A 22,478-nucleotide genomic window follows, 5' to 3' on the forward strand; every position below is an offset into this window, starting at 1 on the left:
GACCGTCTCCGTGGAGTATGGACCAGAAGCGGGAGCTGTCGAGCATCGACCTCGCGGCCCTCGTCACCGAGCTCAATCGGTACGAGGGCGCGAAGGTCGACAAGGCGTACCTCTACGACGACGACCTGCTCCGGCTGAAGCTCCGCGACTTCGACCGCGGCCGCGTCGAACTCATGATCGAGGTGGGCGACATCAAGCGCGCGCACGCCGCCGACCCCGACCACGTCGCCGACGCGCCCGGACGCCCGCCCAACTTCGCGAAGATGCTGCGAAACCGGATGTCGGGCGCGGACTTCGCCGGCGTCTCGCAGTACGAGTTCGACCGCATCCTCACCTTCGAGTTCGAGCGCGAGGACCAGAACACGACGCTCGTCGCCGAACTGTTCGGACAGGGCAACGTTGCGGCGCTCGACGAGACGGGCGAGGTGGTGGGGGCGCTCTCGACCGTTCGGCTCAAGTCTCGGACCGTCGCGCCCGGCTCGCAGTACGAGTACCCCGCCTCCCGGCTCAACCCCCTCACCGTGAGCCGCGGCGGGTTCGAGCGGCACATGCGCGAGTCCGACAGCGACGTGGTACGGACCCTCGCCACCCAGTTGAACCTCGGCGGGCTCTACGCCGAGGAGGTGTGTACCCGCGCCGGCGTGCCGAAGGAGACGCCGATCGGCGAGGCGACCGACGACCAACTCGGCGCGCTCCACGACGCCCTCTCCCGGATCGGCGAGCGACTCCGGTCGGGCGACATCGACCCGCGCGTGTACGAGGAGTCCGTCGACGGCGACGGGGACGGAGACGCCGACCCACGCGTCGTCGACGTGACGCCCTTCCCGCTCGCCGAACACGAGGGCCTGCCGAGTGTCGGGTTCGACTCCTTCAACGCCGCCGTCGACGAGTACTTCCACCGCCTCGGTAGCGAGGACACCGACGAGGGCGAGGCGCCCGCGGACGCGAGCGCGTCCCGTCCCGACTTCGAAGCAGAGATCGCCAAACAGGAGCGGATCATCGAACAGCAGGAGGGCGCGATCGAGGGGTTCGAAGAGCAGGCGCAGGCGGAACGCGAACGCGCCGAACTGCTGTATGCGAACTACGACCTCGTCGACGAGGTGATATCGACCGTGCGAGAGGCCCGCGAGAACGAGGTGTCGTGGGACGAGATCGGCGAGACCCTCGCCGACGGCGCGGACCGCGGGATCCCGGCGGCGGAGGCCGTCGTCGATGTCGACGGCGGCGAGGGGACGGTGACGGTCGAACTCGCCGACGAGAGCGACGAGGACGGCGGAACCGAGACCCGGATCGAACTCGACGCGAGCGAGGGCGTCGAGGTCAACGCCGACCGCCTCTATCAGGAGGCGAAGCGGGTCGAAGAGAAGAAGGCGGGCGCACAGGCGGCGATCGAGTCGACCCGAGAGGAGCTGGAGGCCGTCAAGGAACGAAAGGAGGAGTGGGAGGAACAGCAGGCGGCCGACGACGGGAGCGGTGGCGACGACGGCGACGCCGAGGAAGACGAGGCGTACGAGACCGACTGGCTCGCCCGCTCGTCGATTCCGATCCGGAGCCCGGACGACTGGTTCGAGCGGTTCCGGTGGTTTCACACCGACGCCGGCTACCTCGTCATCGGCGGGCGCAACGCCGACCAGAACGAGGAACTGGTGAAGAAGTACATGAGCAAACACGACCGGTTCTTCCACACGCAGGCGCACGGCGGACCGGTGACGCTGCTGAAGGCCTCCGGGCCCTCCGAGTCGTCGGAGCCGGTCGACTTCTCCGAGCAGACCCTGCGGGAGGCCGCCCAGTTCGCGGTCTCGTACTCCTCGGACTGGAAGGACGGCCGCGGCGCGGGCGACGCGTACATGGTCGAACCGGACCAGGTGTCGAAAACTCCCGAGAGCGGCGAGTACATCGAGAAGGGGAGCTTCGTGATCCGCGGCGACCGCACGTACTTCGAGGACGTACCCTGCCGGATCGCCGTCGGCGTCCAGTGTGAGCCGGTCACCCGCGCCATCGGCGGCCCGCCGTCGGCGATCGTCGACCGCGCGGCCGCGCACGTCACCTTCGAGCCGGGAATGTACGCGCAAAACGACGCCGCGATGATGGCCTACCGGAACCTGAAAGAGCGGTTCACCGACCAGTCGTTCGTCCGCAAGGTCGCGAGCGCGGACCAGCTTCAGGAGTTCCTGCCGCCGGGCGGGTCGGACATCGTCGACTGAGGCGCGTCGTCGACCGCCGACCGACTCCCTTCCGCCGAGCGCGACGTTTTCAAGCCTCCGCGACCGAGGAGGCGCATGGCCTTCGAATCGCTGCCGGAGGGGTGGCGGCTGTGGAACGAGGAGCCCAGCGGACGGGCGATCCTCGTCTATCGCCCCGACGTCTTCGGGAGCGGCGACCTCCCCGACGAGTGTCTCCCGACGATCTATCTGACGAACGGCGCCCGGAACGCCCGGCCCGGTTCGGGCCAGTACGCGACCGAGGAGTGGCACGTCGTCTGCTTCTTGGAGCCAGAGATCGAGGCGGTCACGGAGACCTACGAGAGCCGGGAGGCGGGCGCGGCCGGCGCGGTCGACGTCGCGGAACGGTTCGTCGCCGGCGACGTGGATTACCGCGGGGCGTATCAGGTGCCCCGTGAGGACTACTTCGCGCGCCTCGACGAGTTCGTCGGGGGCGACGATGCCCAGTGACGGTTGCGCCGTGAGTATCCATATTCTTGTATAATTCGCTGGGTGATTGCGGACGATACGCCACGAACACGAGGATTTTTATCGGCTGCGGCCCTCCCGACGCCTACATGAACGCCGGTGGGGACAACGGCGGCGACGAACCACGAGAGAAATGCGGCGTCGTCGGCGTCTCGCTCGCGGACCGGGAGGCCGCGCGACCGCTGTACTACGCGCTGTACGCGCTCCAACACCGCGGGCAGGAGTCCGCGGGGATCGTCACGCACGACGGGTTCCAACAGCACAGCCACGTCGAGCGCGGCCTCGTCGGCGACGCGTTCGAGGAGGGGGACCTCGCGTCGCTGTCCGGCGGCACCGGGATCGGCCACGTCCGCTACCCGACCGCCGGGAGCCTCGACAAGAGCTGCGCACAGCCGTTCTCGGTCTCGTTCAAGTCCGGCTCGCTCGGGCTCTCGCACAACGGGAACCTCGTCAACGCCGACGAAGTGCGCGAGGAACTGGCCGCCGCGGGCCACGCGTTCACCTCCGACGGCGACACCGAGGTGATCGCCCACGACCTCGCGCGCAACCTCCTCGAAGAGGACCTCGTGCGGGCGGTCAAACACACGATGAACCGCATCCACGGCTCCTACTCGCTCGCGATCACCCACGACGACACCGTGTTGGGCGTCCGCGACCCGCTCGGGAACCGCCCGCTGTGTCTCGGGAAGATCGACGGCGGCTACGTGCTCGCCAGCGAGTCCGCCGCCATCGACACGCTCGACGGGGAGCTGATCCGCGACGTTCGTCCCGGCGAACTCGTCGTCCTCGACCCCGACGGGACCGGTTACGACACGTATCAGCTCGTCGAGCGCGAGGCGACCGCCCACTGTTTCTTCGAACACGTCTACTTCGCCCGCCCGGACTCCGTCATCGACGAGAGCCTCGTCTACGAGGTTCGACGGTCGCTCGGCCGGAAGCTCTGGGAGGAGTCGGGTATCGAGTCCGACGTGGTGATGCCCGTCCCCGACTCGGGGCGGGCGTTCGCCTCGGGCTACGCCGACGCCGCCGGCGAGACCACGCCCGACGGCGAGTCCCGAGCGGCCGACGACCCGGGCGTCGAGTTCGCGGAGGGACTGATGAAGAACCGGTACGTCGGTCGGACCTTCATCATGCCCACGCAGGACGAACGCGAGCGCGCGGTCCGGCTGAAACTCAACCCGATCAAATCGACCGTCGAGGGCAAGTCGGTCACCATCATCGACGACTCCATCGTCCGCGGGACGACCTCGACGCAGCTCGTCGAACTGGTCCGCGAGGCGGGCGCCGAGGAGGTCCACCTCCGGATCGGCGCGCCGCCCATCGTCGCCCCGTGCTACTTCGGCATCGACATGGCGACGCGCGAGGAGCTGATCGCGGCCGACGCCTCGACCGAGGAGATCCGACAGACTGTCGGCGCCGATTCGCTGTCGTACCTCTCCATCGACTCGGTGGCGGAGGCGGTCGGCGAGAGCCGCGCGGACCTGTGTCTCGGCTGCGTCACCGGCGAGTACCCCTTCGACGTCGAGGGTGAAGCGACGGACCGAGAGGTCGACGCACCGGTCTCGGACCCGACGCCGGCGGACGACTGACGACTCGTCGCGGACCTCCGCGTCCTCCCGACGATGGACGCGACCCGCACACGTTCGTTTGCGGTCCGGCCCCGCGGGACGTATCGGGGGCTTAAATACGCTCACGCAGAGACGTGCGAACATGACACCGAACGCCGACGCCGCTGCCGAGGGTGACGACGCCGCGTCGATGAGCCGCCGCGGGTTCTTCCGCGCCGGGGCCGCCGGGGCGGCGGTCGCGACGGGAGTCGCCGCCGGAAGCGGGACGGCGGCCGCACAGTACGACGGCTGGCTGGAGGGCGTCAGCAACTACGACGGCACCCACGACTACCGCGGGCAGGACGAGGTCGCCGTCGAGGTCGGCGCCGGAGAGAACGGGCTTCGGTTCGGCCCCGCCGCGATCCTGATCGATCCGGGCGCGACGGTCGTCTGGGAGTGGACGGGCGCGGGCGGCAACCACAACATCGTCGCGGACGACGGGACCTTCGACAGCGGGTCCGCGGTCGGCGAGGAGGGCACCACCTTCGAGTACACGTTCGCGGACGCCGCGGACGGGGACACGTTCAACTACTACTGCGGCCCGCACCAGGCGGTCGGGATGAAAGGAGTCGTCGCGGTCGGCTCCGTCGACGACGACCTCGTCGACCCGCAGGCGGAGGGAGGTAGCGGGTCGGGCGGTTCGGGGGGTCCGGCCGGCTACGGCGACTGGTTCGAGAACGTCGGTAACTACGAGGGGACCCGCGACCTCCGCGGACAGAGCGAGGTCACCGTTTCGGTTGGCGCCGGCGAGAACGGTCTGCTGTTCGATCCCCCCGCGATCTTGGTCGACCAAGGAACGACCGTGATCTGGGAGTGGACGGGCGCGGGCGGTGGCCACAACGTCGTCGAGGAGAACGAGGCCTTCTCGAGCGGGTCGCCGGCCGAGGAGGAAGGAACGACGTTCGAGCACACGTTCGCCGACGCGAGCGAGGGGGACGTGTTCCGGTACGCCTGCGAGCCACACCAGGCGGTCGGTATGAAGGGCGCGGTCGCGGTCGGCGCCGTCGACGACCAACTCATCGGCGGCGAGGGCGGCTCCGGCGGCGAGGGGAGTTCCGGCGGCGGCAGCAGCCTCTCCGCGAGCGACATCGGAACGCTCGCGCTCGGCTTCGGTCTCGCCGGCGCGCTGCTCGTCCCGCTGTTCTACGCGGCACACCGCAAGGCGGACCGGAACGCGTAGCGCAGGTCTGCCGAGGGGTTCGAGAACCGTTTCCGATCGGTCTTTTTCACCACGTCTCGACCGGCCGCCGCTCAGTAGATGAGATACAGCATGAGGTACACGCCGATCCCCATGGTGAACGAGATCAGCCAGAGGACGGCGCCGACGAAGCCGACCTGTGAGTGGCGAGTCTGGTACAGGTCCTCGTACGGACGGGTCGCCGCGAGGAAGAGGGCGTGGAAGACGAACGGGACGCAGACGATGGCGAGCAGGATGTGCACCGCGAGAAACGGGAGGTAGACGTACGAGTAGGCGAGTTCCGGTCCAGGGAACTCCGTGGTCCCCACGTGGATCAGCCGGTAGAGGTACGCGCCGAGAAACGCGACGAACAGCGCGAACGAGGCGACCATGAAGTTACGATGGCGCGTCACGTTGTTGCGCGCGATGGCTCGCCAGCCGAGCAGGATAGTCGCGATGGCCGTCGCCGAGACGACGGCGTTGAAGTGCGGAATCGCGGCGAGGACGGCGTCGCTCGCGCGCGGGAGCGCCGAACTCGGGACGACACCGCCGACCGCGGCGAAGACGAGCGCGAGCGCGACGGCGGAGGCGACGGCGGTCAACACCGAGACGTTCTCGCGGGCCCAATCGGACATGACCGATCGTTCGGAGGCGACCCCCAAACCCGTGCCGGTTGCGGTCGACCGTCGGTCTGGGAAACTCCGGCACGGCACCCTCGAATGGAAGGGCTTTTAATCAGGGGAAAGGTAGGTGGAGACGCGACAGAACACCACGAGCGTGGGTAGCCAAGCCAGGCCAACGGCGCAGCGTTGAGGGCGCTGTCCTGTAGAGGTCCGCCGGTTCAAATCCGGTCCCACGCATCGCAGGGGTACACCCCCGAACGATGCACGGTGTTGTCTCTACGACAGCACCCACGCACAATTCCTTCCGACCGCTACGCGACGAGTGACGACTGCGTTCGGTGCTGTTTGGTGACGCGACGAGGCAGCCGGAACGAACGGGAACCGTTGACGGAAGATCAGCTCTGTCCGCCGGCAGGTACCGTCCGTATCCGTAGCCCACGGCAGCCGCTATCGGGGCGATGAGCGGAAGCGTGAACAGCGACCCCCAGACGACGATCACGGCGACGAACGAGATGGATTCGAACACCGTCGGTCTGGCGGTGCGCCAGCGGAAGACTCGATTAGCGTGGCTGTGACGCCTATCAGAGTCGTGAATACGAGTACGGAGGCGCCCCCCGAGCAGGCGCCGGCTACGGCACCGTAGCGCGGGTTCGGCTCGTCCGGCATCGTCACACGCCAGACGACAGTCGCGACGGTCAGCGCAGCGACCGGCGTGACGATCATCCCGGGGGTCGGAATGGGGCCTCCCCGGGACCCGGATCGCGAAAGGAGAGTGAAGAGGGCAAATAGCGCGGCGGCGACGTACGCCGACCCGGCGGTGGCGAGGCCCGCCCCAACGTCCCGTCGGGACACACCGAAACAGATGCTCATCTTCCGATCGACGAACGCTTTCGGTCATTCGATTACAAACCTTCGACGATCGACCGAGTCGACCGACACCGCTCACTCGCGACCGACCCGCGCTCCGCGTTCGGCGCGGTATCCACAAACTCCCCGACAGCTGTCAGTAGCGACCTGACCGATACAGAGGATGGATTGAGCACAGAGATACCGTTCGAGAACTCAGGTCGTCACCGGGAGTACCGTGGTGCCACACGGATAATCAGTTCACGCTCTTCGACAGTTCAGCCCCCGACTTGAATTTCACTTCCTCTGACACACTCGCCGCGTTCACCAAGTGTAACACTGGCGCATCCACCGCCACGTGCGTCACGAACCCGTATTCGTCGCCCGTCACCTCTAAGGTGACCTCATCCCCGGCCTCTCGTCCCGGTCGCTTCCGAAGAGTGTAGTCGACACCCCCCGACTCCGAAAGCACACCCGTCTCGACCAACTCCGCTACCGTCCCGGAATCCAACCGCGCCCCCCGCCGAGCACGCTCACCAGACACCGACCGTTTCACCAAGTCACCGAACCCGTCACCATCAGCGTCAGCCGAGTAATCGAAACAGCACTCGATACCAACCACCTCCGTCGGACCGGCCATCGACAACACTGTCACCGAATCCTCGTACAGCGCAGCGTCGTCGATGACCCATCCACCCGTGTACACGAGTTGGTCGTTGCTCTCACACCGCTGGACGTACAACAACGCCGGGAACGGACGCGGACACTGCGGCGGCTGCACCAGCACCTGATACACCAACACACCCAACCCAGACCCAGACTCCGTTGTACGAGCCCAGACACCCGGACCACACGGGTCATCATCCGCCGCAGCACACACCTTCGCAGACTTGTCTTCCGCCGTCGGTGGCGAATTGACGACCGTCACCGTCCCGTCACCACCTCGAACGACCTCAAGACGCCCACCCGTCGCCACAGGCCCCGTCATCTCCGAAACGAAGTGAGGCGTCGTCCCGCACACCGCCCCCGGATGAGCGGACGAGTCAGTATCATCACAATCACCACCATCATCCGAACCAGCAGCATACTCCGACTTCCCCCACGAGTACACCTTACCCTCACCATCTGACTCGCCCGTCAGATACGCGATGAGCCGCTCCGGCGTCACCTCCTCACGGAGACTCCCATTCCCACCCGGAACCTCCGCGTCAGGCAAACACACCGAGAACCGCTCAGCGACAATCGGTTCACCACCCAGATACGCGACGAGGTCAGCGTCCTCCTCAGAACCGTCACCGACACCATCCCCATCCGAATCTGAATCCGTATCACCCGCTCGCGTCTTCCGCTTGTTGCTCCGCGACGAATTGTAGTCCTGAGCCATCACCGCAGAAGACGTAACCCACCCCTCCAACTCGACATCCCCAAGCTGCCCGCCAGAGACCGTCGGAGTCAACCGACTCACGTGCGGGCTCCCCGGAGCCATCATAAACGTGACTTCCGTGTCATCATCATTCCAGTCTGTCCCTGCGAACACTGCCGCAGGCGACGAGCCCGTGTCCGTCACTGACGACGCAACTTGATTCAGACAGCCAGCGAGTCCCCCAACTACAATAACCCCGCTCGCTGCGAGTAGTGACCGACGGCTGACGGTCGTACGTGGCACAGTATTTCGGAGGTTGTTGCGTCTCTCTGAATACATAATCAAACAGTAGAGGGTACACGATATCATAAGTTTTCTTATATTTGTTACTTGTTAACAGGAGATTTGGAGACTGACTCGCGCCCTGTCTGTATCGCGGCATCAACGAGCTACTCAACAGCTGTCAGTAGCGACCTGAGCGATACAGAGGGTGTGTTCAGTACGCACCCTGTCGCCAGTAACCCTGCCAATTGTCGTTGAGGGTTGCCGAGTCGGCCCGGTAGACTGTGCGTATATTCCGTTAGAGACCTAATACCAATTATGGGGTAACACATATCTCACGATTGGACCATGAATAGACTCGAGTGCCCCATAGACGGATGTAGCGCGACTATCGAAGCCGAGACTGAACAAGAGGTTATGGCTCAAGCCGAAGAACACGCGAACAGTTCACACCCCGACCTCGAACTGGACGATGAGACCGTCGAAAACATCAGATCGAGTATTATACAGGTCTAAAGCCAAGGTCTGTACTGGTCGACGTATCGGTCACCAGTATTGAGCGATCACCTGTTTTCGCAGATCGGCCACACCTCGTACGACATTCGCGCTCTACATTCAGCACGGTTCGGCGGTACTCCCGATCTGCCACCGTGAGAACGACTACGCGTGTCTCATCACAAGCAACCCGGAACTGAATGGGCTGACAGGCATCGGCAAGCGCTCACGACTCTTCTCCGTACGAGTTCGACACGCTCAGCCGAACGTACCGCCGGCACCCCCTGCGATTAGCAGGACGCCAACGAACGCGAGTCCTCCACCGACGAACCGATTGTACGTTCGTCCGGCAGGACTCAACTCTCTCGGGGACCTACAGAGCGGGCTGACCCGACAGGTGGCGTCGATCACCCCCTGCGGTCTGAGGGCCGTAGCGAGTCCAGTTGCCGCCGCGAAGAATCCGATGAACAGTGCTCCCAGATTCACGATCGAATCGAATGCGGCGTCCACGTAAATCCGTTCGGGGACTACTTTCGCGGCACGCGATCGGTCCGTCGACGGCCGACTCTACTCGGTTGATACGCGCTTTGTATTCGGCACGGCTCCGAGAACATATCACCGGGTGGGGATTTCAACAGGGCCGCTGCGTTCGGATCGATCGTTTCATCTCCGAAGCCTCAGCCGCGTCGGTCCTCGCGATCCTTACGTCACCTCCGCCGGCCCACCGGCTACCGATTTAGGACTCGCCCGCCCGCGACCCCACCGCAGCCTCACGCCTCCCCGCCCTCGCCGCTCGCGCGTGTGACTCGCGGCCACCGGCGGCTTCGCCGCCGGCGACGCCGACCGCGTCTGGATTTATAAACAACGTCACCGGTTCCGGCCGCGCATCGCTCGCGCGAACTGCCACCCTTTTAGTCGCGCGCCGTCGGAGTGAGGCGTAATGAGTACGGACGCGACCCCCGAGTACGACTACGAGGAGCTGGGGCTCGTCGCCGGGCTGGAGATCCACCAGCAGCTCGACACGGAGACGAAGCTGTTCTGCGACTCTCCGACCGTCGAGCGGGACCCGGACGAGGCCGACCGGTCGATCACCCGAAAGCTCCACCCGACGAAGAGCGAACTGGGCGAGCTCGACGACGCCGCGATGGAGGAGAGCCGCGTCGACCGCGAGTTCACCTACCTCGCGTACGACACCACCTGCCTCGTCGAGGAGGACGACGAGCCGCCCCGGCGCGTCGACGGCGAGGCGCTCTCCGTGGCGCTTCAGATCGCCGACCTGCTCGACCTCTCCGTGGTCGATCAGGCACACGTCATGCGGAAGCTCGTCATCGACGGTTCGAACACCTCCGGCTTCCAGCGCTCGATCCTGCTCGGGCAGGACGGCGCCATCGAGACGGACGCGGGGCAGGTGTCGGTAGTCGACCTCATGCTCGAAGAGGAGTCCGCGAAGCGCGTCGAGGAGACCGACGACGGCGTCGTCTACTCGCTGGACCGGCTCGGCGTCCCGCTCGTCGAGATCGGGACCGGCCCGGACATCCGGAGCCCGGAGGGCGCCCGGCTGGCCGCAGAGCGGATCGGGATGCTGCTACGCTCGACGGGCGCGGTCAAGCGCGGACTCGGTACGATCCGCCAGGACGTGAACGTCTCCATCGCCGACGGCGCCCGCGTCGAGGTGAAAGGCGTCCAGGACCTCCAGGGGATCGAGGACATCGTCCGGGGGGAGGTCGGTCGGCAGGCGGAACTGCTCGAAATCCGCGACGAACTGGTCGAGCGGGAGGCGAGCGTCGGCGACCGTCACGACGTGACCGACGTCTTCGCCGACACCGAGTCCGGGGTCATCCGCGGCGCGCTCGACTCCGGGGGGAAGGTCACCGCGGTCCCGCTCCACGGCTTCGACGGCCTCGTCGGCCGCGAGATCCAGTCCGACCGCCGGCTCGGCACCGAACTCTCCGACCACGCGAAGCGCCACGGCGCCGGCGGCGTCTTCCACACCGACGAACTGCCGGCGTACGGCGTGACCGAGGCCGAGGTCGCCGCCCTCCGCGACGCCGTGGGAGCCGGCGACGAGGACGCGGTCGCCATCGTCGCGGCCGACCCCGAGACCGCTGACCTCGCGATCGACGCGGCCGCCGAGCGCGCGGAGACGGCCGTCGAGGGCATCCCGGAGGAGACCCGCGGCGCCAACGACGACGGGACGACCCGGTACCTCCGCCCGCTGCCCGGCGCCGCGCGCATGTATCCCGAGACCGACGTGCCGCCGGTCGAGCCGGACCCCTCCGACGTGGAGGCCCCCGAACTGCTCGACGAGAAGGCCGAGCGGTACGCCGCGGAGTTCGGCCTCGACGCCGGCCTCGCCGAGCAGGTCGCGTTCGGCCAGCGGTTCCCGCTGTTCGAGACCGCGGTCGATTGCGGCGTCGACCCCACCTTCGCGGCCTCGACGCTCGAATCCACGACGACGGAGATCCGGCGCGACGGCGCGCCCGTGGAGGCCCTCACAGACGACCACTTCCTCGCGCTGTTCGACCTCGTCGAGGCCGGCGACCTCGCGAAGGAGGGCGTCCCCGAAGTGCTGACGACGCTCGCCGAGGACCCCGACCTGTCGGCGGCCGAGGCCGTCGAGGAAGCGGGACTGTCGGGCGTGAGCGAGGCGGAAGTGCGCGAGGCGGTCGTCGAGGTCGTCGAGCGGAACGCGGAACAGATCGAAGCCGAGGGGATGGGCGCGTTCTCCGGGTTGATGGGCGAGGCGATGGGCGCGCTCCGCGGGAAGGCCGACGGCGAGGTCGTCTCGGACGTGTTGCGCGAGGAGATCGGCAAACGGTCGTAGCGGTCCCGGGCGGCTCCGCGTTCCGCTCCGCGATCCGGACGTAGTTGCCCCCGTTCTTTAGGTGTCGCGAGACCGTCCGTCTGCCTGAGGGACATCTTAGATGGACGACTCGTCCGCGACCGATCGCTCGACCGACTCGCTCACCATCGACGAGGCCGACGACACGTCGGCCCCGCGCACGCGCAGCGACAAGGTTTCAGACGCGACGAGCCGGTTCGTCCACGGCGTCGAACTCGCCGCCGCGGCGCTGTTCGCGCTCCTGTTCGGCATCGGCGTCGTCGACCTCGCCCTCCAGATCGCGGAGTCCGTCCCGACGGGAGAGATCACGGACCCGGACGTAGTCATCAGCTTCATCGAGACGGGCCTGCTGCTGTTGATCATCGTCGAGGTGTACCAGACGGTCGTCGCGTACATCGAGCAGAGCGACACGCGGCGGATCGTCAGGCTGGTGATCTACACCGGCGTCATCGCCATGGTTCGGAAAGTGATTATCTTCCGCACCACGGAGTACTCGACGACGCAGGACGCGCTGTTCGCCGCCGTCGCCTACGGGGTCGTAATCTTGGGACTCGTCGCGCTCCTGTACGTCGAGCGCTCGGTCGGTGCCTCGCTGGTCCCGGATACGGATTGAGTCCCGGGATCAGTCCGTTAGCTCCTCGATCAGCGTGTCGAGGTCGTACGTCGCCGGCGCGCGCGACTCGTCGCGCAGGGTGGCGATGGTGAACGTCGAGTTCGTGCGCTCGACTTCGGGGATCGCCTCGAAGTCGCTGATCAGCCGCTCGACGGTGTCCGACGACGAGAGCCGCGCGAGGACGACGAAGTCCGTCTCGCCCATGGTGAAGAACGCCTCCGTGACGCCCTCGACAGCCAACAGCTCGTCGGCGAACTCCTCGTAGGGCCCCTCGTAGCTCGCGAGCACCTCGACGATGACGGTGACGCCGAGTCCGAGCGCCTCGTGGTCGAAGTCGTACAGGTCGTTCTCGATGACGCCGTCCTCGCGGAGGTTGTTCAACCGGTAGTGGATCGTCGACACCGGAATCCCCGTCTCCTCGTGGAGCCGCTCCGGACTCCCCGTGCCGAGGTCGGCGATCGCCTTCAGCAGCCGCACGTCGCGCTCGTCCATACCACCGGATCGACCTCCGTTCGGTTGTATATGTCGGCCGACAGGCTTGAATTTGAATCCAAGATATCGACGTATTTCGGGAGCGAATCGGATCAGATTCGTATGTCTGATTGTTCATATCGAATATCCGGATATCTAAGAGTGTAGTTTAACTATCACCGCGAATTTCGAACACATACTCAATGAGGTTCAGGAACTTCCTCTCTACTCCGGAATCGATCGTCGCCGCCTTCATCCTCCTCGCGACGCTTTGGGGAACCTCGTTCGTCGCCATCGAAGTCGGCCTCCACTACTTTCCGCCGCTGTTGTTCGCCGGCGTTCGATACGCCGTCGCCGGGGCGATCGTCCTCGGCTACGCCGCGGTCGCCGCGGACCGCTGGCTCCCGAGCGGTCGCGACGAGTGGCTCGGCGTCGCCGTCGCGGGCACCTTCGTCATCGCGGCGTACCACGGGTTCCTCTACGTCGGCGAGCTCCGGATCTCGGGCGCCGTCGCCGCGGTCGTCGTGAGCCTCTCGCCGGTGTTGACGGCCGTCTTCGCGGCCGCACTGCTCCCGAACGAGCGACTTGGCCCGGTCCAGATCGGCGGGTTCGCGCTCGGAATCGTCGGCGTGGTGGTGGTCGCCGACCCGACCGCCGCCGGTCTCGGGAGCGCGGCCGTCGTCGGGGTCGCGCTCGCGTTCGCCGGGGCGGTCGCCTTCTCGCTCGGCGCCGTCCTGTTGCGCCCGCTCCGCACCGACCTCCCGGTCGCGGCGCTCCAGGGATGGGCGATGCTCATCGGTGCGGGGCAACTCCTCGGCGCCGCCGCCGCGATCGGCGAGTCGCCCGCGGCGATCGTCTGGAACGGGTCGTCGATCGCGTCGCTCGCGTACCTGACGCTGCTGTCTGGCGCGTTCGCCTTCCTGCTGTACTTCGCGCTCCTCGACGCCGTCGGCCCGGCGCAGCTCCACCTCGTCGGCTACGCGGAGCCCGTCGTCGCCGCGGTCGGGAGCTGGGCCCTGCTCGGACAGCTCATCGACGGCGAGGCGCTGATCGGGTTCGTCGCGATCCTCGCCGGGTTCCTCGTGTTGGAACGACGGGAGATCGCCGACTACGTCGGTTTCGACCGGCCGAGCGGGTAGCGGCCGACGCCGTCACTCGACGTCCCGGCTTAGCCCCGCCCGGAGGTCTCGGCCGAAGTAGTGGCCGAGCAGCGCGAGCACCAGCCCGACGCCTCCGCCGACCGCGACGAGCGGGAGCCCCCACTGCGAGAGGTAGTCGATCCCGATCGGCAGGAAGCCGACGCCGAGGACGCTCGTCACCGCGCTCGTCGCGCCCGCCGCCGCCCCGGCGACCCCGGTCTCGACGTACCGGCGCGTCGAGACGACGAGTCCGAGGAGGAACGCGGCGAGGAACACGCCGCCCGCGGTCCCGATCGTCCCACCGATGAGCGGGATCAGGCTCCCGGCGAACGCCCCGACAGCGACGGTCACGAGCGCGAGCGCGAAGGCCTTCGCCGAGAACCACCGCCCCGAGACGCCGACCCGCCCGGTCCCCCCGGCGGTCGACGCTGTCGGTTCGGCGGCCGCGGCGCCGCCCGTCTCGGCGCCGCCCGCCTCGGCGTCGAACTGACCCTCGCCGCCCGCGAGGTCGTCGTCGAGGAGGTCGTCGAGGTCGTCCATCGGGTCGTCCTCGGACGACTCGCGTTCCTTGGAGGGTTGCATACCCGACGGTTCGGCCCCGCGGACTTGGCTTTTGTGCCCCGCTCGACGCCGGATGTCATGTGACACGGTACCGTCCGCCGTTTCACCGGAAACGAGGTGTCCGACCCGGACGCGCTCGGCGCTCACTCGCCGTCCGGTGATCCCGCTTCTCGCTCCGGATCGGACCGTCGGCCGCCCCACACGCGCTTGTCCACGAGCGAGACTGTCATCGGGCCCTCGACCGTGATCTGACAGGAGAGCCGCGGATAGCCGAACCGGTCGGCGAGGCGGTCGTGCCAGTGGTCGGGCGGCGGTCCGTCGCGGACGCGGACGCCGCAGGTGGCGCAGATTCCCCGCCCGCCGCAGTTGAGGCGCCGAGTCGCCCGCGCGTACGGGGACAGGCCGGCGTCGAGCAGGACCCGCCGGAGATTTCGCCCCCGATCGACCTCGAGTTCGAATCGCTCGTCGCCGTCGACGACCACGAGCGCGACCGCCTCCTCGGCGCCGACCGTCCGCGTCTCTCGGTCCCCGCGGTCGTCGTCGGACTCGACCATGGCCGACACGTACGCGCCCCGGGCACAAAGCGTTCGGGACCCCACCGAGCGTTCGGGACCCGGAACGGCTTTCGGCGCGGCCGCCGGATCGAGGGACATGGACACGCGGCGCGCGCTGCTGGACGCCCTCGCGGCCGACGACGGACCCGTCTCCGGCCCCTCCCTCGCGGAATCGCTCGGGGTCTCGCGGGCGGCGGTCTGGAAGGCCGTCGAGGGGCTCCGCGAGGATGGCTTCGCGGTCGAGTCGACGGCCGGCGGGTACGTCCCGCCCGCGGACCCCGGCTACTCGGGCCCGGGGATCGCGTTCGGGCTCGACGCCCCCTACTCCGTGGAGTACCACGACCGGATCGCGTCGACGAACGAGCGCGCCCGCGACCTCGCGGGACAGGGTGCGACCGACATCGCCGTGATCGCCGACGAGCAGACCGGGAGTCGCGGTCGCCTCGACCGCGAGTGGGTCGCGCCAAGCGGCGGCGTCTGGCTGTCGGTACTGACCCGTCCCGACGTGCCGACCGCGCGGGCGCCGCTCTTCACCCTCGCGGCCGCGGTGGCGACGACGGACGCCGCCCGCGAGGCCGGCGTGGGCGCGCACATCAAGTGGCCGAACGACGTGCTCGTCGGCGGCGGAGACGGCGAGTCGGCCGGCCGCGGCGGGCGGAAGCTCGCGGGAATTCTCACCGAGATGGAGGGCGAGGCCGACCGGGTCGACTGGCTCGTCGTCGGGCCAGGTGTCAACGCCAACATCGACCCCGACACGCTGCCCGAGGGCGCGACGTCGCTGTCGGCGGAGTGCGGCACCCCCGTCGACCGACGGCGATTCGCCGCCACGCTGCTCGAACGTTTCGCGGAACTGACGGGCTCGCCCGAGGGCCTCGACCGGATCCTGCCGGCGTGGCGCGAGCGTTCGAGCACGATCGGTCGGCGCGTTCGCGTCGACACCGCGAACGGCTCGGTGGAGGGGACTGCCGTCGACATCGCGGGACCGGGCGCGCTGGTCGTCGAGACCCGGGAGGGTCGGCAGCGAGTCCACGCCGGCGACTGCGAACACCTCCGCGACGCGGAGTGAGAAGCGAGCCGGCAGGAGGCGTCGACCGCGGCGCGACCGCCCCGGATCCTCACCCCGTTTCGGTCGCGTCGGAGGCCGGTCCGTCCGTCCCGCTCGCGGCCGCCGACTCGGCGGCACTCGGGGCGTCCCCGTCGCCGATCCGGACCGTCAACACCGGGACCGACGAGCCGCGGACGACCTTCTCGGCGACGCTGCCGAGCAGGAGTCGGTCGATCCCGCCGCGACCGTGGGTCCCCATCACCACGAGGTCGCAGCCGGCGTCCTCGGCGTCCGTGATGATCTCGCGGCTCGGCGTCCCCTCGACGACCGCGGTCTCGACGTCGACGCCGCGGTCCGCGGCCAATTCTCGCACCGTCGACAGCGCGGCCTCCGCGTCGTCGTAGAGCAGGTCGCCGACCCCTTCCCACGTCGTCTCCATCGGCATGCCGGCGTACCGGGCGGTGTCGACCACGTAGATCGCTCGCACCGACGCCCCGTGGACCGCGGCGAGGTCGAGCGCGTGACAGACCGCCAACTCCCCCTCCGAGGAGCCGTCGGTCGGGACCGAGATCCGGTCGTATAGTGGCATGTTCACGTGTACCATGGACTCGGCCACTGATAACCCTTTGCGGTTCTTGCCGGTTTCACGACGGAGTTCCCAGTCGGTCGGCGGCGATCTCGGACGACCGCCGTGACTCGGTCGCGACGGGTCAGTAGCGACGCGGCGGCGCCGTCGAAACTCAGTCGTCGAGGTACGGTCTCTCGATCTGTTGGTCGCCCCCGATGAGCGTCGTCAGCCACCGAGTGACCACTTCGAACACCGCGACGAGCGGTCCCAGTGCGCGTTCGACGTACGAGATCGGGCGAGCGACGCGAAGGCTCCACGACTCGGCGTGACCAAGCCCGTAGGACTTCGGCACGATCTCCGCGAAGACGAGGATGAGAACGCTCACCGAGAGCGTAGCTATCACGACGGTGAGTTCGGCAGGAACGAACCGCGCAACGAGGAGCGTGACGATGCTGGTGATGGCGATGTTGACGATGTTGTTACCGACCAGCAGGGTAACGAGGAGCCGATGCGGATTCGCGCGGAGCTCGTCGAGCGTGCGGCTTTCTCTCGTACCGTCCTCGGTACCGGTCCGTGTCGGTTCATCCGGCAGCGAGAAGATGGCTGACTCACTACTCGAAAAGAACGCGCTCAGTAACAACAGGATCGCGACGGCGACGAGCGAGGGTGCCAGAATCGCGTACGAGACCATAGCTACCGTTTACTCTGTGACTGTTTGAACCCTTGTGATAGATTCGCACGTCCACCGGTCCGCCATCACCCGAGGCTTTCCGCGGAGCCAGTGTTTCCGGGGAACGACCCGTGGCGGAGACACGCCCCTCTTCCCCTCTCCTCCCTTCTCGCCGTTCCGACCGACTCCGCTGCGGGGCGATCAGCGCGCCGACAAGACCTCTGTGACCACGGGCGAGACGTCGGCGAGAAAGTCCCGCAGGTTCGACGCGCTCGCGGCGTCGACGCCGATGATCACCCCGGACGACGGCTCTCGGTAATGGAGGAGGAGCCACTCGTCGTACAGCAGCAGCGAGCATCGATGGTCGCCGAACGGGAGCGTCCGTCTCGCGGTCCCCTCGGTACAACATCGTCGAATCTTCGCCACTGCGGGGTGCGACTCGGTTATCCTTTCATCGGAGCGCCGGAGGACGCGTTTCGCAGCGGCCGAGACGTACAGGAGCTCGCTCGTCTCGTCGCGATACACGAGCGTCAAGTACAGGTACTCGCCGAGTTCGTGACGGAGGCGTCGCACGAGCGTCTGCTCACCGGAGGGGAAAGCGCCGTCCGAGGGGGACATATTCCGAATATCTGTGACAGAATAATAACTATTCCGGATGCTGCGGGGGCCAACCACGCTCAGCGATACAGTTTCTCTTAAATAACGTGTTAATAATGTAGTGCCATGTTTGCGGCATTCCCGAGCGCGTTGACCGGCACGTCACCGACGGTGGTTCTCGCCGTGTTCGGTGCGCTGGTCCTCGGGGCGACGATTCCGCGTATCATTCGCCCCCATGACTAGGTCGGTCAATGTCGATGCGTTCCGGAACTACCCACGGTGTTCCAGTATCGACTGGCACACGGACGTTCCGGTGAGAAACCCGGCAGAGTAGCGCTCTGCCTTCGCAGTGCGGTTCTGTCGAACCCCGCTTTTGTTGCCCCCTCGCGACCGGCAGAGGAACCGAGGCCCGCCATCGGAATCGAGACGGCCGCCGCTGCGAACGCGGGGATCGAAACGACGACGACTGCGCGACGCGGAGTGACACCCGTCCCCGATTCGGCGGATCTCAACGGGGGTGACCCGACCGTGACGAGGGGCGCGTTTATGCCTCGTCCCGCCGATATGAGAGTATGACCGACGAAATCCACCTGTCCCGGCTCGAACCGACTCTCGAAGAACGGTCGTACCCCGTCGAACGCGAGGCGCTCGCCGACTCGTTCGCGGGCACGACGGTGCTCTTCGCCGACGGCGACGCCGACCTCGGCGGCCTGATCGACGACGTCGATCAAGAGCGCTTCGAGAGCGCCACCGACGCGTTCGCGGCGCTTCAGAACGTGCTACCGGTCGAGGCGGTCGGCGAGCCGGGCCAGTCGGACGGCGACGCCTGAGGTCGAGAGCTGGGCGCCGTTCGCTGCGCGTCCGTCGAGCGCCCTCGTGACCGATCCCCACGCCACGGCGCGTCTCGCATCGCTTTTTACGCCGCGTCGCCCACCGGTGGTAATGAGCTACCGGATCGGTCTCGTCGGCAAGCCCTCCGTGGGGAAGTCGACCTTTTTCAACGCCGCGACGATGAACGACGTGCCCGAGGGCGCGTACCCGTTCACGACAATCGACCCGACCGTCGGCGAGGCGTACGTCCGCGTCGACTGCGCCGCGCCCGAGTTCGACGAGACCTGTACGCCGAGCGTCGGCGTCTGCCGCGAGGGGACGCGGTTCGTCCCCGTGAAGCTGGTCGACGTGGCCGGGCTCGTCCCGGGCGCCCACGAGGGCCGCGGGCTCGGCAACCAGTTCCTCACCGACCTCAACGAGACCGACGTGTTGATCCACGTCGTCGACTTCTCGGGGAAGACCGACATCGAGGGCGAGGCGACCGAGGGCCACGACCCGCGCGAGGACATCGACTTCCTCGAAGAGGAGCTCGACGCGTGGTACCTCGACGTGTTGGAGAAGGGCTTAGAGAAGTTCGAGACGCGGTATCACGGCGCAGACGCGGCCATCGAGGCGGAACTGGCCGACCAGATGTCCGCGTTCGGGACCGACAAAGACCGGATGAAACGGACCATCCTCGCGCAGGGGCTCGAACTCGACCCCGAGACGTGGGACGAGGCGGACCGGGTCGAGCTGGCCCGCGAGATCCGCAAGCGCACGAAGCCGATGGTGATCGCCGCCAACAAGATGGACACCCCCGAGGCGCAGGCCAACTGGGAGGCGATCACGACCGACCCCGACTACGACCACCTCTCCTTCGTCCCCGCGAGTGCCCACGCCGAGAAGGCGCTGAAGAACGCGGACGACGCCGGCGTCGTCGACTACACGCCCGGCGACGACGCGTTCGACGTCGTCGGCGACGTCTCCGGCGAGCAGGCGGCGGGCCTCGATCAGATCGGCGAGTTCGTCGCGGACTACGACGGCACCGGCGTTCAGGCCGCGCTCGAGTCGGCCGTCTTCGACGTGCTGGGCTGTATCGCCGTCTTCCCGGGCTCCGCGAACGGCAGCAAAGACGAGAAGGGCGTCTTCCGCGACTGCTTCATCCTCCCCGAAGGGTCGACCACGGAGGACTTCGCGTACCACATCCACTCCGACATCGGCGAGGGGCTGCTCCACGGCACCGACTGCCGGAGCGGCCGGCAGGTCGGCACCGACAACGAGCTCTCTCACCGCGACGTGATCGAACTGGTCTCGACGAAGCAGGCGGCGCCCTGAGACGCCGATCAGCTATTACCGTCGGCGTCCAACTCCCAACGCATGGAACGCACCGTGACGGTCGAACCCGAGGCCGGACTCCACGCGCGACCCGCCTCGAAGCTGGTACAGACGGCGAACCGATTCGACGCCGAGGTGTCGGTCGGACGCGCGGCCGACGGCGCCGACGGCCTCGTTCGCGCCGACAGCATACTCGCCGTGAGCGGCCTGAACGTCGGACACGGCGAGTCGGTCCGCGTGGTCGCCGAGGGGCCCGACGCCGGGGCGGCGCTGGACGCGGTCTGCGAGCTTCTCGCGTCGCCTCTCGACGGCGGAGACGAGGGGGAGGGTGACTCCGGGAACGCCGACCCGGAAGCGGGTGACGCGTCGTGAGGGGGCTCGACGGCGTCGGCAGCACGCCCCGCTCCGGCGTCGGCACGGCGCGCTGGTACCGACCCGACGCCGACCTGACGCTCCCGGACCGCCCCGCCCCCGAGTCCGTCGACACCGAGGCCGAACTCGCGCGGTACGGGGCGGCTCGGGACGCGGCTCGGGCGGCCCTCCGCGACGCTCGCGACCGGACGGCCGAGCGCGTCGGCGAGGACGAGGCCGCGGTGTTCGAGGCGCACGAGAGCTTTCTGGACGACCCGACGATCGTCGAGGACGTCGAGGGCGCGATCGGCGACGGGACGCCCGCGGTCCACGCCGTCGACGACCGATTCGGCGAGGCGGTCGCGCAGTTCGAGGAGATGGACGGCCGGATGGCCGAGCGGGCCGACGACCTCCGCGACGTGCGAGACCGACTGCTCCGCGCGCTCCTCGACGCGGAAGCCGACGAGCCGTCTGGAGCGACCGCGACCGATCGCCCCGAACCGGACGACGGACCGGGTGACCCCGGTGACGGACCGGTCCACTCCGGCCCCGCCCGATCCCCCGCCGACCTCGGCGCCCTCCCGACCGGCACGGTCCTGCTGGCGGAGCGGCTCACGCCGAGTGACACCGCCGCGCTCGACCCCGACGCCATCGCCGGGATCGCGACGGTCGAAGGGGGCCGCACGTCTCACGCCGCGATCATCGCGCGGTCGCTCGCCATCCCCGCGGTGGTCGGCGTCGGCGAGGCGCTCGAATCGGTCGCCGACGGGGAGACGGTCCTCGTCGACGGCGACGCCGGACGAGTGATCGTCGACCCCGACGAGGAGCACCGTGCTGCGGCGGAGGAAGACGGTCCGGACGCGATTACAGCGCGTGTCGAGACCGCCGACGGGCGACCGATCGAGGTCGCGGCGAACGTCGGCGGCGAGACCGAACTGGGGCCGGCCGCCGAGCGCGGCGCGGACGGGGTCGGGCTGTTCCGCACCGAGTTCCTCTTCATCGACCGCGAGTCACCGCCGACCGAGGCTGAACAGTACGAGGCGGTCACGGCCGCGCTGTCGGCGTTTCCGGACGACCGCGTCGTCGTCCGAACGGTCGACATCGGCGGCGACAAGCCGGTCCCGTACCTGGATCTCCCCGAGGAGGAGAACCCGTTCCTCGGTCGGCGCGGCGTCCGGCTGTCGCTCGGCGAGCACGCGGCCCTCTTCGAAACGCAGCTCCGGGCCCTGCTCCGCGCGGCCGCCACCGAACACGGCGACCGGCTCGCCGTGATGTTCCCCCTCGTCAGCCGAGTCGAGGAGGTCGAGCGAGCGGTCGAGACCGTCGAGTCGGTCGCGGCCGACCTCGCGGCCGAGGGCGTGGACCACGCGGTCCCGGAGCTGGGGGCGATGATCGAGACGCCGGCCGCGGTGTTCGTCGCCGACGCGCTCGCGGAGCGGCTCGACTTCCTGAGCGTCGGGACGAACGACCTCGCTCAGTACGTGATGGCCGCCGACCGCGGCAACGACGCCGTCGCCGACTACCACGACCCGCTCCACCCTGCGGTGTTGCGCGCGCTCGACCGCACCACCGCGGCCGCCGCGGACGCCGACGCGTGGGTTGGAATGTGCGGCGAGATGGCCGGCGACCCGGCGCTGACCGAGCTGCTCGTCGGGCTCGGCTTCGACGAACTCAGCATGAGCGCGGTGACGGTGCCCGAGGTGAAGGCCCGGGTCCGCGCGGTCGACAGCGGCGCCGCGGCGGCGCTGGCGGACGACGCGCTCGCCTGCGAGACGCGACGAGCGGTAACGGACGTGCTCGATCTCGACGACCGAGCGGAATAATCCGAGACAGAGAGCG

Annotated in this window: 21 protein-coding genes and 1 tRNA gene; 14 read left to right on the plus strand and 8 right to left on the minus strand. The window is 68.0% G+C overall.

All coding sequences use genetic code 11. The annotated features are described in order from the left end of the window. The first annotated feature begins 17 nt into the window (after positions 1–17). From rqcH to ABDZ89_RS02390, 4 genes are all read left to right on the plus strand, one after another. Positions 18–2,204, plus strand: a complete 2,187-nt coding sequence (gene rqcH / locus ABDZ89_RS02375) for a ribosome rescue protein RqcH (RefSeq protein ID WP_343776287.1) — start codon at positions 18–20, stop codon at positions 2,202–2,204. 75 nt (positions 2,205–2,279) lie between these two features. Beyond that, positions 2,280–2,672: a DUF5820 family protein gene (locus ABDZ89_RS02380; protein ID WP_343776289.1), complete on the plus strand. Its 393-nt coding sequence runs from the start codon at positions 2,280–2,282 to the stop codon at positions 2,670–2,672. Positions 2,673–2,779: 107 nt separating this feature from the next. Beyond that, positions 2,780–4,279 (plus strand): amidophosphoribosyltransferase, encoded by a 1,500-nt coding sequence (purF, locus tag ABDZ89_RS02385; RefSeq protein ID WP_343776291.1) that lies wholly within the window; start codon positions 2,780–2,782, stop codon positions 4,277–4,279. A gap of 121 nt (positions 4,280–4,400) precedes the next feature. Continuing rightward, positions 4,401–5,477 carry a halocyanin domain-containing protein gene (locus ABDZ89_RS02390; protein WP_343776293.1) on the plus strand — a complete coding sequence of 359 codons (1,077 nt, stop codon included), beginning with the start codon at positions 4,401–4,403 and terminating at the stop codon, positions 5,475–5,477. Positions 5,478–5,548: 71 nt separating this feature from the next. Here ABDZ89_RS02390 and ABDZ89_RS02395 read toward each other — a convergent pair whose 3' ends face one another. After that, positions 5,549–6,109, minus strand: coding sequence for a DUF420 domain-containing protein (locus ABDZ89_RS02395; RefSeq protein WP_343776295.1), 561 nt, complete (start codon positions 6,107–6,109; stop codon positions 5,549–5,551). 140 nt (positions 6,110–6,249) lie between these two features. Here ABDZ89_RS02395 and ABDZ89_RS02400 point away from each other — a divergent pair. After that, positions 6,250–6,334: transfer RNA gene (locus ABDZ89_RS02400), tRNA-Leu, on the plus strand. Between the two features lie 865 nt (positions 6,335–7,199). Here the strand turns inward: ABDZ89_RS02400 and ABDZ89_RS02405 are convergent. Beyond that, on the minus strand, positions 7,200–8,327 hold the full coding sequence (locus tag ABDZ89_RS02405) for a hypothetical protein (protein WP_343776297.1): 1,128 nt from the start codon (positions 8,325–8,327) through the stop codon (positions 7,200–7,202). 609 nt (positions 8,328–8,936) lie between these two features. Between ABDZ89_RS02405 and ABDZ89_RS02410 the strand changes: the two genes are divergently transcribed. From ABDZ89_RS02410 to ABDZ89_RS02420, 3 genes are all read left to right on the plus strand, one after another. Beyond that, positions 8,937–9,104, plus strand: coding sequence for a DUF1059 domain-containing protein (locus ABDZ89_RS02410; protein ID WP_343776299.1), 168 nt, complete (start codon positions 8,937–8,939; stop codon positions 9,102–9,104). A 919-nt stretch (positions 9,105–10,023) separates the two neighbouring features. After that, the gene (gene gatE, locus ABDZ89_RS02415) at positions 10,024–11,907 is read left to right on the plus strand and encodes a Glu-tRNA(Gln) amidotransferase subunit GatE (RefSeq protein WP_343776301.1); all 1,884 of its coding nucleotides are present in this window, start codon (positions 10,024–10,026) and stop codon (positions 11,905–11,907) included. Positions 11,908–12,007: 100 nt separating this feature from the next. Then, the gene (locus ABDZ89_RS02420; protein WP_343776303.1) at positions 12,008–12,538 is read left to right on the plus strand and encodes a phosphate-starvation-inducible PsiE family protein; all 531 of its coding nucleotides are present in this window, start codon (positions 12,008–12,010) and stop codon (positions 12,536–12,538) included. A 9-nt stretch (positions 12,539–12,547) separates the two neighbouring features. On the opposite strand, the gene ABDZ89_RS02425 is transcribed toward ABDZ89_RS02420, so the two are convergent. Next, entirely contained in the window at positions 12,548–13,030 is a 483-nt protein-coding gene (locus tag ABDZ89_RS02425; RefSeq protein WP_008580773.1) for an Lrp/AsnC family transcriptional regulator, read from the minus strand. A 182-nt stretch (positions 13,031–13,212) separates the two neighbouring features. On the opposite strand from ABDZ89_RS02425, the gene ABDZ89_RS02430 reads away from it, so the two are divergent. Then, entirely contained in the window at positions 13,213–14,148 is a 936-nt protein-coding gene (locus tag ABDZ89_RS02430) for a DMT family transporter (protein ID WP_343776306.1), read from the plus strand. 12 nt (positions 14,149–14,160) lie between these two features. On the opposite strand, the gene ABDZ89_RS02435 is transcribed toward ABDZ89_RS02430, so the two are convergent. Next, positions 14,161–14,730: a hypothetical protein gene (locus ABDZ89_RS02435; RefSeq protein ID WP_343776308.1), complete on the minus strand. Its 570-nt coding sequence runs from the start codon at positions 14,728–14,730 to the stop codon at positions 14,161–14,163. A 122-nt stretch (positions 14,731–14,852) separates the two neighbouring features. Next, the gene (locus ABDZ89_RS02440) at positions 14,853–15,263 is read right to left on the minus strand and encodes a 2Fe-2S iron-sulfur cluster-binding protein (protein ID WP_343776310.1); all 411 of its coding nucleotides are present in this window, start codon (positions 15,261–15,263) and stop codon (positions 14,853–14,855) included. 97 nt (positions 15,264–15,360) lie between these two features. Here ABDZ89_RS02440 and ABDZ89_RS02445 point away from each other — a divergent pair, with 97 nt between their 5' ends. Beyond that, positions 15,361–16,329 (plus strand): biotin--[acetyl-CoA-carboxylase] ligase, encoded by a 969-nt coding sequence (locus ABDZ89_RS02445; RefSeq protein WP_343776311.1) that lies wholly within the window; start codon positions 15,361–15,363, stop codon positions 16,327–16,329. A 49-nt stretch (positions 16,330–16,378) separates the two neighbouring features. On the opposite strand, the gene ABDZ89_RS02450 is transcribed toward ABDZ89_RS02445, so the two are convergent. The 3 genes from ABDZ89_RS02450 to ABDZ89_RS02460 form a co-directional block, all read right to left on the minus strand. After that, positions 16,379–16,897: a universal stress protein gene (locus ABDZ89_RS02450; RefSeq protein WP_343776313.1), complete on the minus strand. Its 519-nt coding sequence runs from the start codon at positions 16,895–16,897 to the stop codon at positions 16,379–16,381. A 151-nt stretch (positions 16,898–17,048) separates the two neighbouring features. After that, positions 17,049–17,567 (minus strand): DUF21 domain-containing protein, encoded by a 519-nt coding sequence (locus ABDZ89_RS02455; protein WP_343776315.1) that lies wholly within the window; start codon positions 17,565–17,567, stop codon positions 17,049–17,051. Between the two features lie 180 nt (positions 17,568–17,747). Further along, on the minus strand, positions 17,748–18,164 hold the full coding sequence (locus ABDZ89_RS02460; RefSeq protein WP_343776317.1) for a DUF7522 family protein: 417 nt from the start codon (positions 18,162–18,164) through the stop codon (positions 17,748–17,750). A gap of 551 nt (positions 18,165–18,715) precedes the next feature. Between ABDZ89_RS02460 and ABDZ89_RS02465 the strand changes: the two genes are divergently transcribed. The 4 genes from ABDZ89_RS02465 to ptsP all read left to right on the plus strand — a co-directional run bounded on the left by ABDZ89_RS02465 (position 18,716) and on the right by ptsP (position 22,462). Then, positions 18,716–18,973 carry a DUF5789 family protein gene (locus ABDZ89_RS02465; RefSeq protein ID WP_343776318.1) on the plus strand — a complete coding sequence of 86 codons (258 nt, stop codon included), beginning with the start codon at positions 18,716–18,718 and terminating at the stop codon, positions 18,971–18,973. A gap of 112 nt (positions 18,974–19,085) precedes the next feature. Next, complete coding sequence (locus ABDZ89_RS02470) at positions 19,086–20,288, plus strand: redox-regulated ATPase YchF (protein ID WP_343776319.1); 1,203 nt, start codon at positions 19,086–19,088, stop codon at positions 20,286–20,288. A 42-nt stretch (positions 20,289–20,330) separates the two neighbouring features. Next, positions 20,331–20,660: an HPr family phosphocarrier protein gene (locus ABDZ89_RS02475; RefSeq protein WP_343776321.1), complete on the plus strand. Its 330-nt coding sequence runs from the start codon at positions 20,331–20,333 to the stop codon at positions 20,658–20,660. Beyond that, positions 20,657–22,462, plus strand: a complete 1,806-nt coding sequence (gene ptsP / locus ABDZ89_RS02480; protein ID WP_343776322.1) for a phosphoenolpyruvate--protein phosphotransferase — start codon at positions 20,657–20,659, stop codon at positions 22,460–22,462. Before ABDZ89_RS02475 ends, ptsP begins: the two co-directional genes overlap by 4 nt. Positions 22,463–22,478 lie beyond the last annotated feature (16 nt).

This window comes from Halorubrum ejinorense, assembly GCF_039522565.1.
Taxonomy (GTDB): Archaea; Halobacteriota; Halobacteria; order Halobacteriales; family Haloferacaceae; genus Halorubrum; species Halorubrum ejinorense.

Bases quoted from the DNA above. Each gene is read 5' to 3' on its own strand.
- ABDZ89_RS02450 (WP_343776313.1), bottom strand. From the start codon at position 16,897: ATGCCACTATACGACCGGATCTCGGTCCCGACCGACGGCTCCTCGGAG.
- ABDZ89_RS02460 (WP_343776317.1), bottom strand. From the start codon at position 18,164: ATGTCCCCCTCGGACGGCGCTTTCCCCTCCGGTGAGCAGACGCTCGTG.
- ABDZ89_RS02420 (WP_343776303.1), top strand. From the start codon at position 12,008: ATGGACGACTCGTCCGCGACCGATCGCTCGACCGACTCGCTCACCATC.
- ABDZ89_RS02465 (WP_343776318.1), top strand. From the start codon at position 18,716: ATGACCGACGAAATCCACCTGTCCCGGCTCGAACCGACTCTCGAAGAA.
- rqcH (WP_343776287.1), top strand. From the start codon at position 18: ATGGACCAGAAGCGGGAGCTGTCGAGCATCGACCTCGCGGCCCTCGTC.
- ABDZ89_RS02455 (WP_343776315.1), bottom strand. From the start codon at position 17,567: ATGGTCTCGTACGCGATTCTGGCACCCTCGCTCGTCGCCGTCGCGATC.
- ABDZ89_RS02405 (WP_343776297.1), bottom strand. From the start codon at position 8,327: ATGGCTCAGGACTACAATTCGTCGCGGAGCAACAAGCGGAAGACGCGA.
- ABDZ89_RS02390 (WP_343776293.1), top strand. From the start codon at position 4,401: ATGACACCGAACGCCGACGCCGCTGCCGAGGGTGACGACGCCGCGTCG.
- ABDZ89_RS02380 (WP_343776289.1), top strand. From the start codon at position 2,280: ATGGCCTTCGAATCGCTGCCGGAGGGGTGGCGGCTGTGGAACGAGGAG.
- ABDZ89_RS02425 (WP_008580773.1), bottom strand. From the start codon at position 13,030: ATGGACGAGCGCGACGTGCGGCTGCTGAAGGCGATCGCCGACCTCGGC.
- ABDZ89_RS02395 (WP_343776295.1), bottom strand. From the start codon at position 6,109: ATGTCCGATTGGGCCCGCGAGAACGTCTCGGTGTTGACCGCCGTCGCC.
- purF (WP_343776291.1), top strand. From the start codon at position 2,780: ATGAACGCCGGTGGGGACAACGGCGGCGACGAACCACGAGAGAAATGC.
- ABDZ89_RS02475 (WP_343776321.1), top strand. From the start codon at position 20,331: ATGGAACGCACCGTGACGGTCGAACCCGAGGCCGGACTCCACGCGCGA.
- ABDZ89_RS02440 (WP_343776310.1), bottom strand. From the start codon at position 15,263: ATGGTCGAGTCCGACGACGACCGCGGGGACCGAGAGACGCGGACGGTC.
- ABDZ89_RS02470 (WP_343776319.1), top strand. From the start codon at position 19,086: ATGAGCTACCGGATCGGTCTCGTCGGCAAGCCCTCCGTGGGGAAGTCG.
- gatE (WP_343776301.1), top strand. From the start codon at position 10,024: ATGAGTACGGACGCGACCCCCGAGTACGACTACGAGGAGCTGGGGCTC.
- ABDZ89_RS02435 (WP_343776308.1), bottom strand. From the start codon at position 14,730: ATGCAACCCTCCAAGGAACGCGAGTCGTCCGAGGACGACCCGATGGAC.
- ABDZ89_RS02430 (WP_343776306.1), top strand. From the start codon at position 13,213: ATGAGGTTCAGGAACTTCCTCTCTACTCCGGAATCGATCGTCGCCGCC.
- ABDZ89_RS02410 (WP_343776299.1), top strand. From the start codon at position 8,937: ATGAATAGACTCGAGTGCCCCATAGACGGATGTAGCGCGACTATCGAA.
- ABDZ89_RS02445 (WP_343776311.1), top strand. From the start codon at position 15,361: ATGGACACGCGGCGCGCGCTGCTGGACGCCCTCGCGGCCGACGACGGA.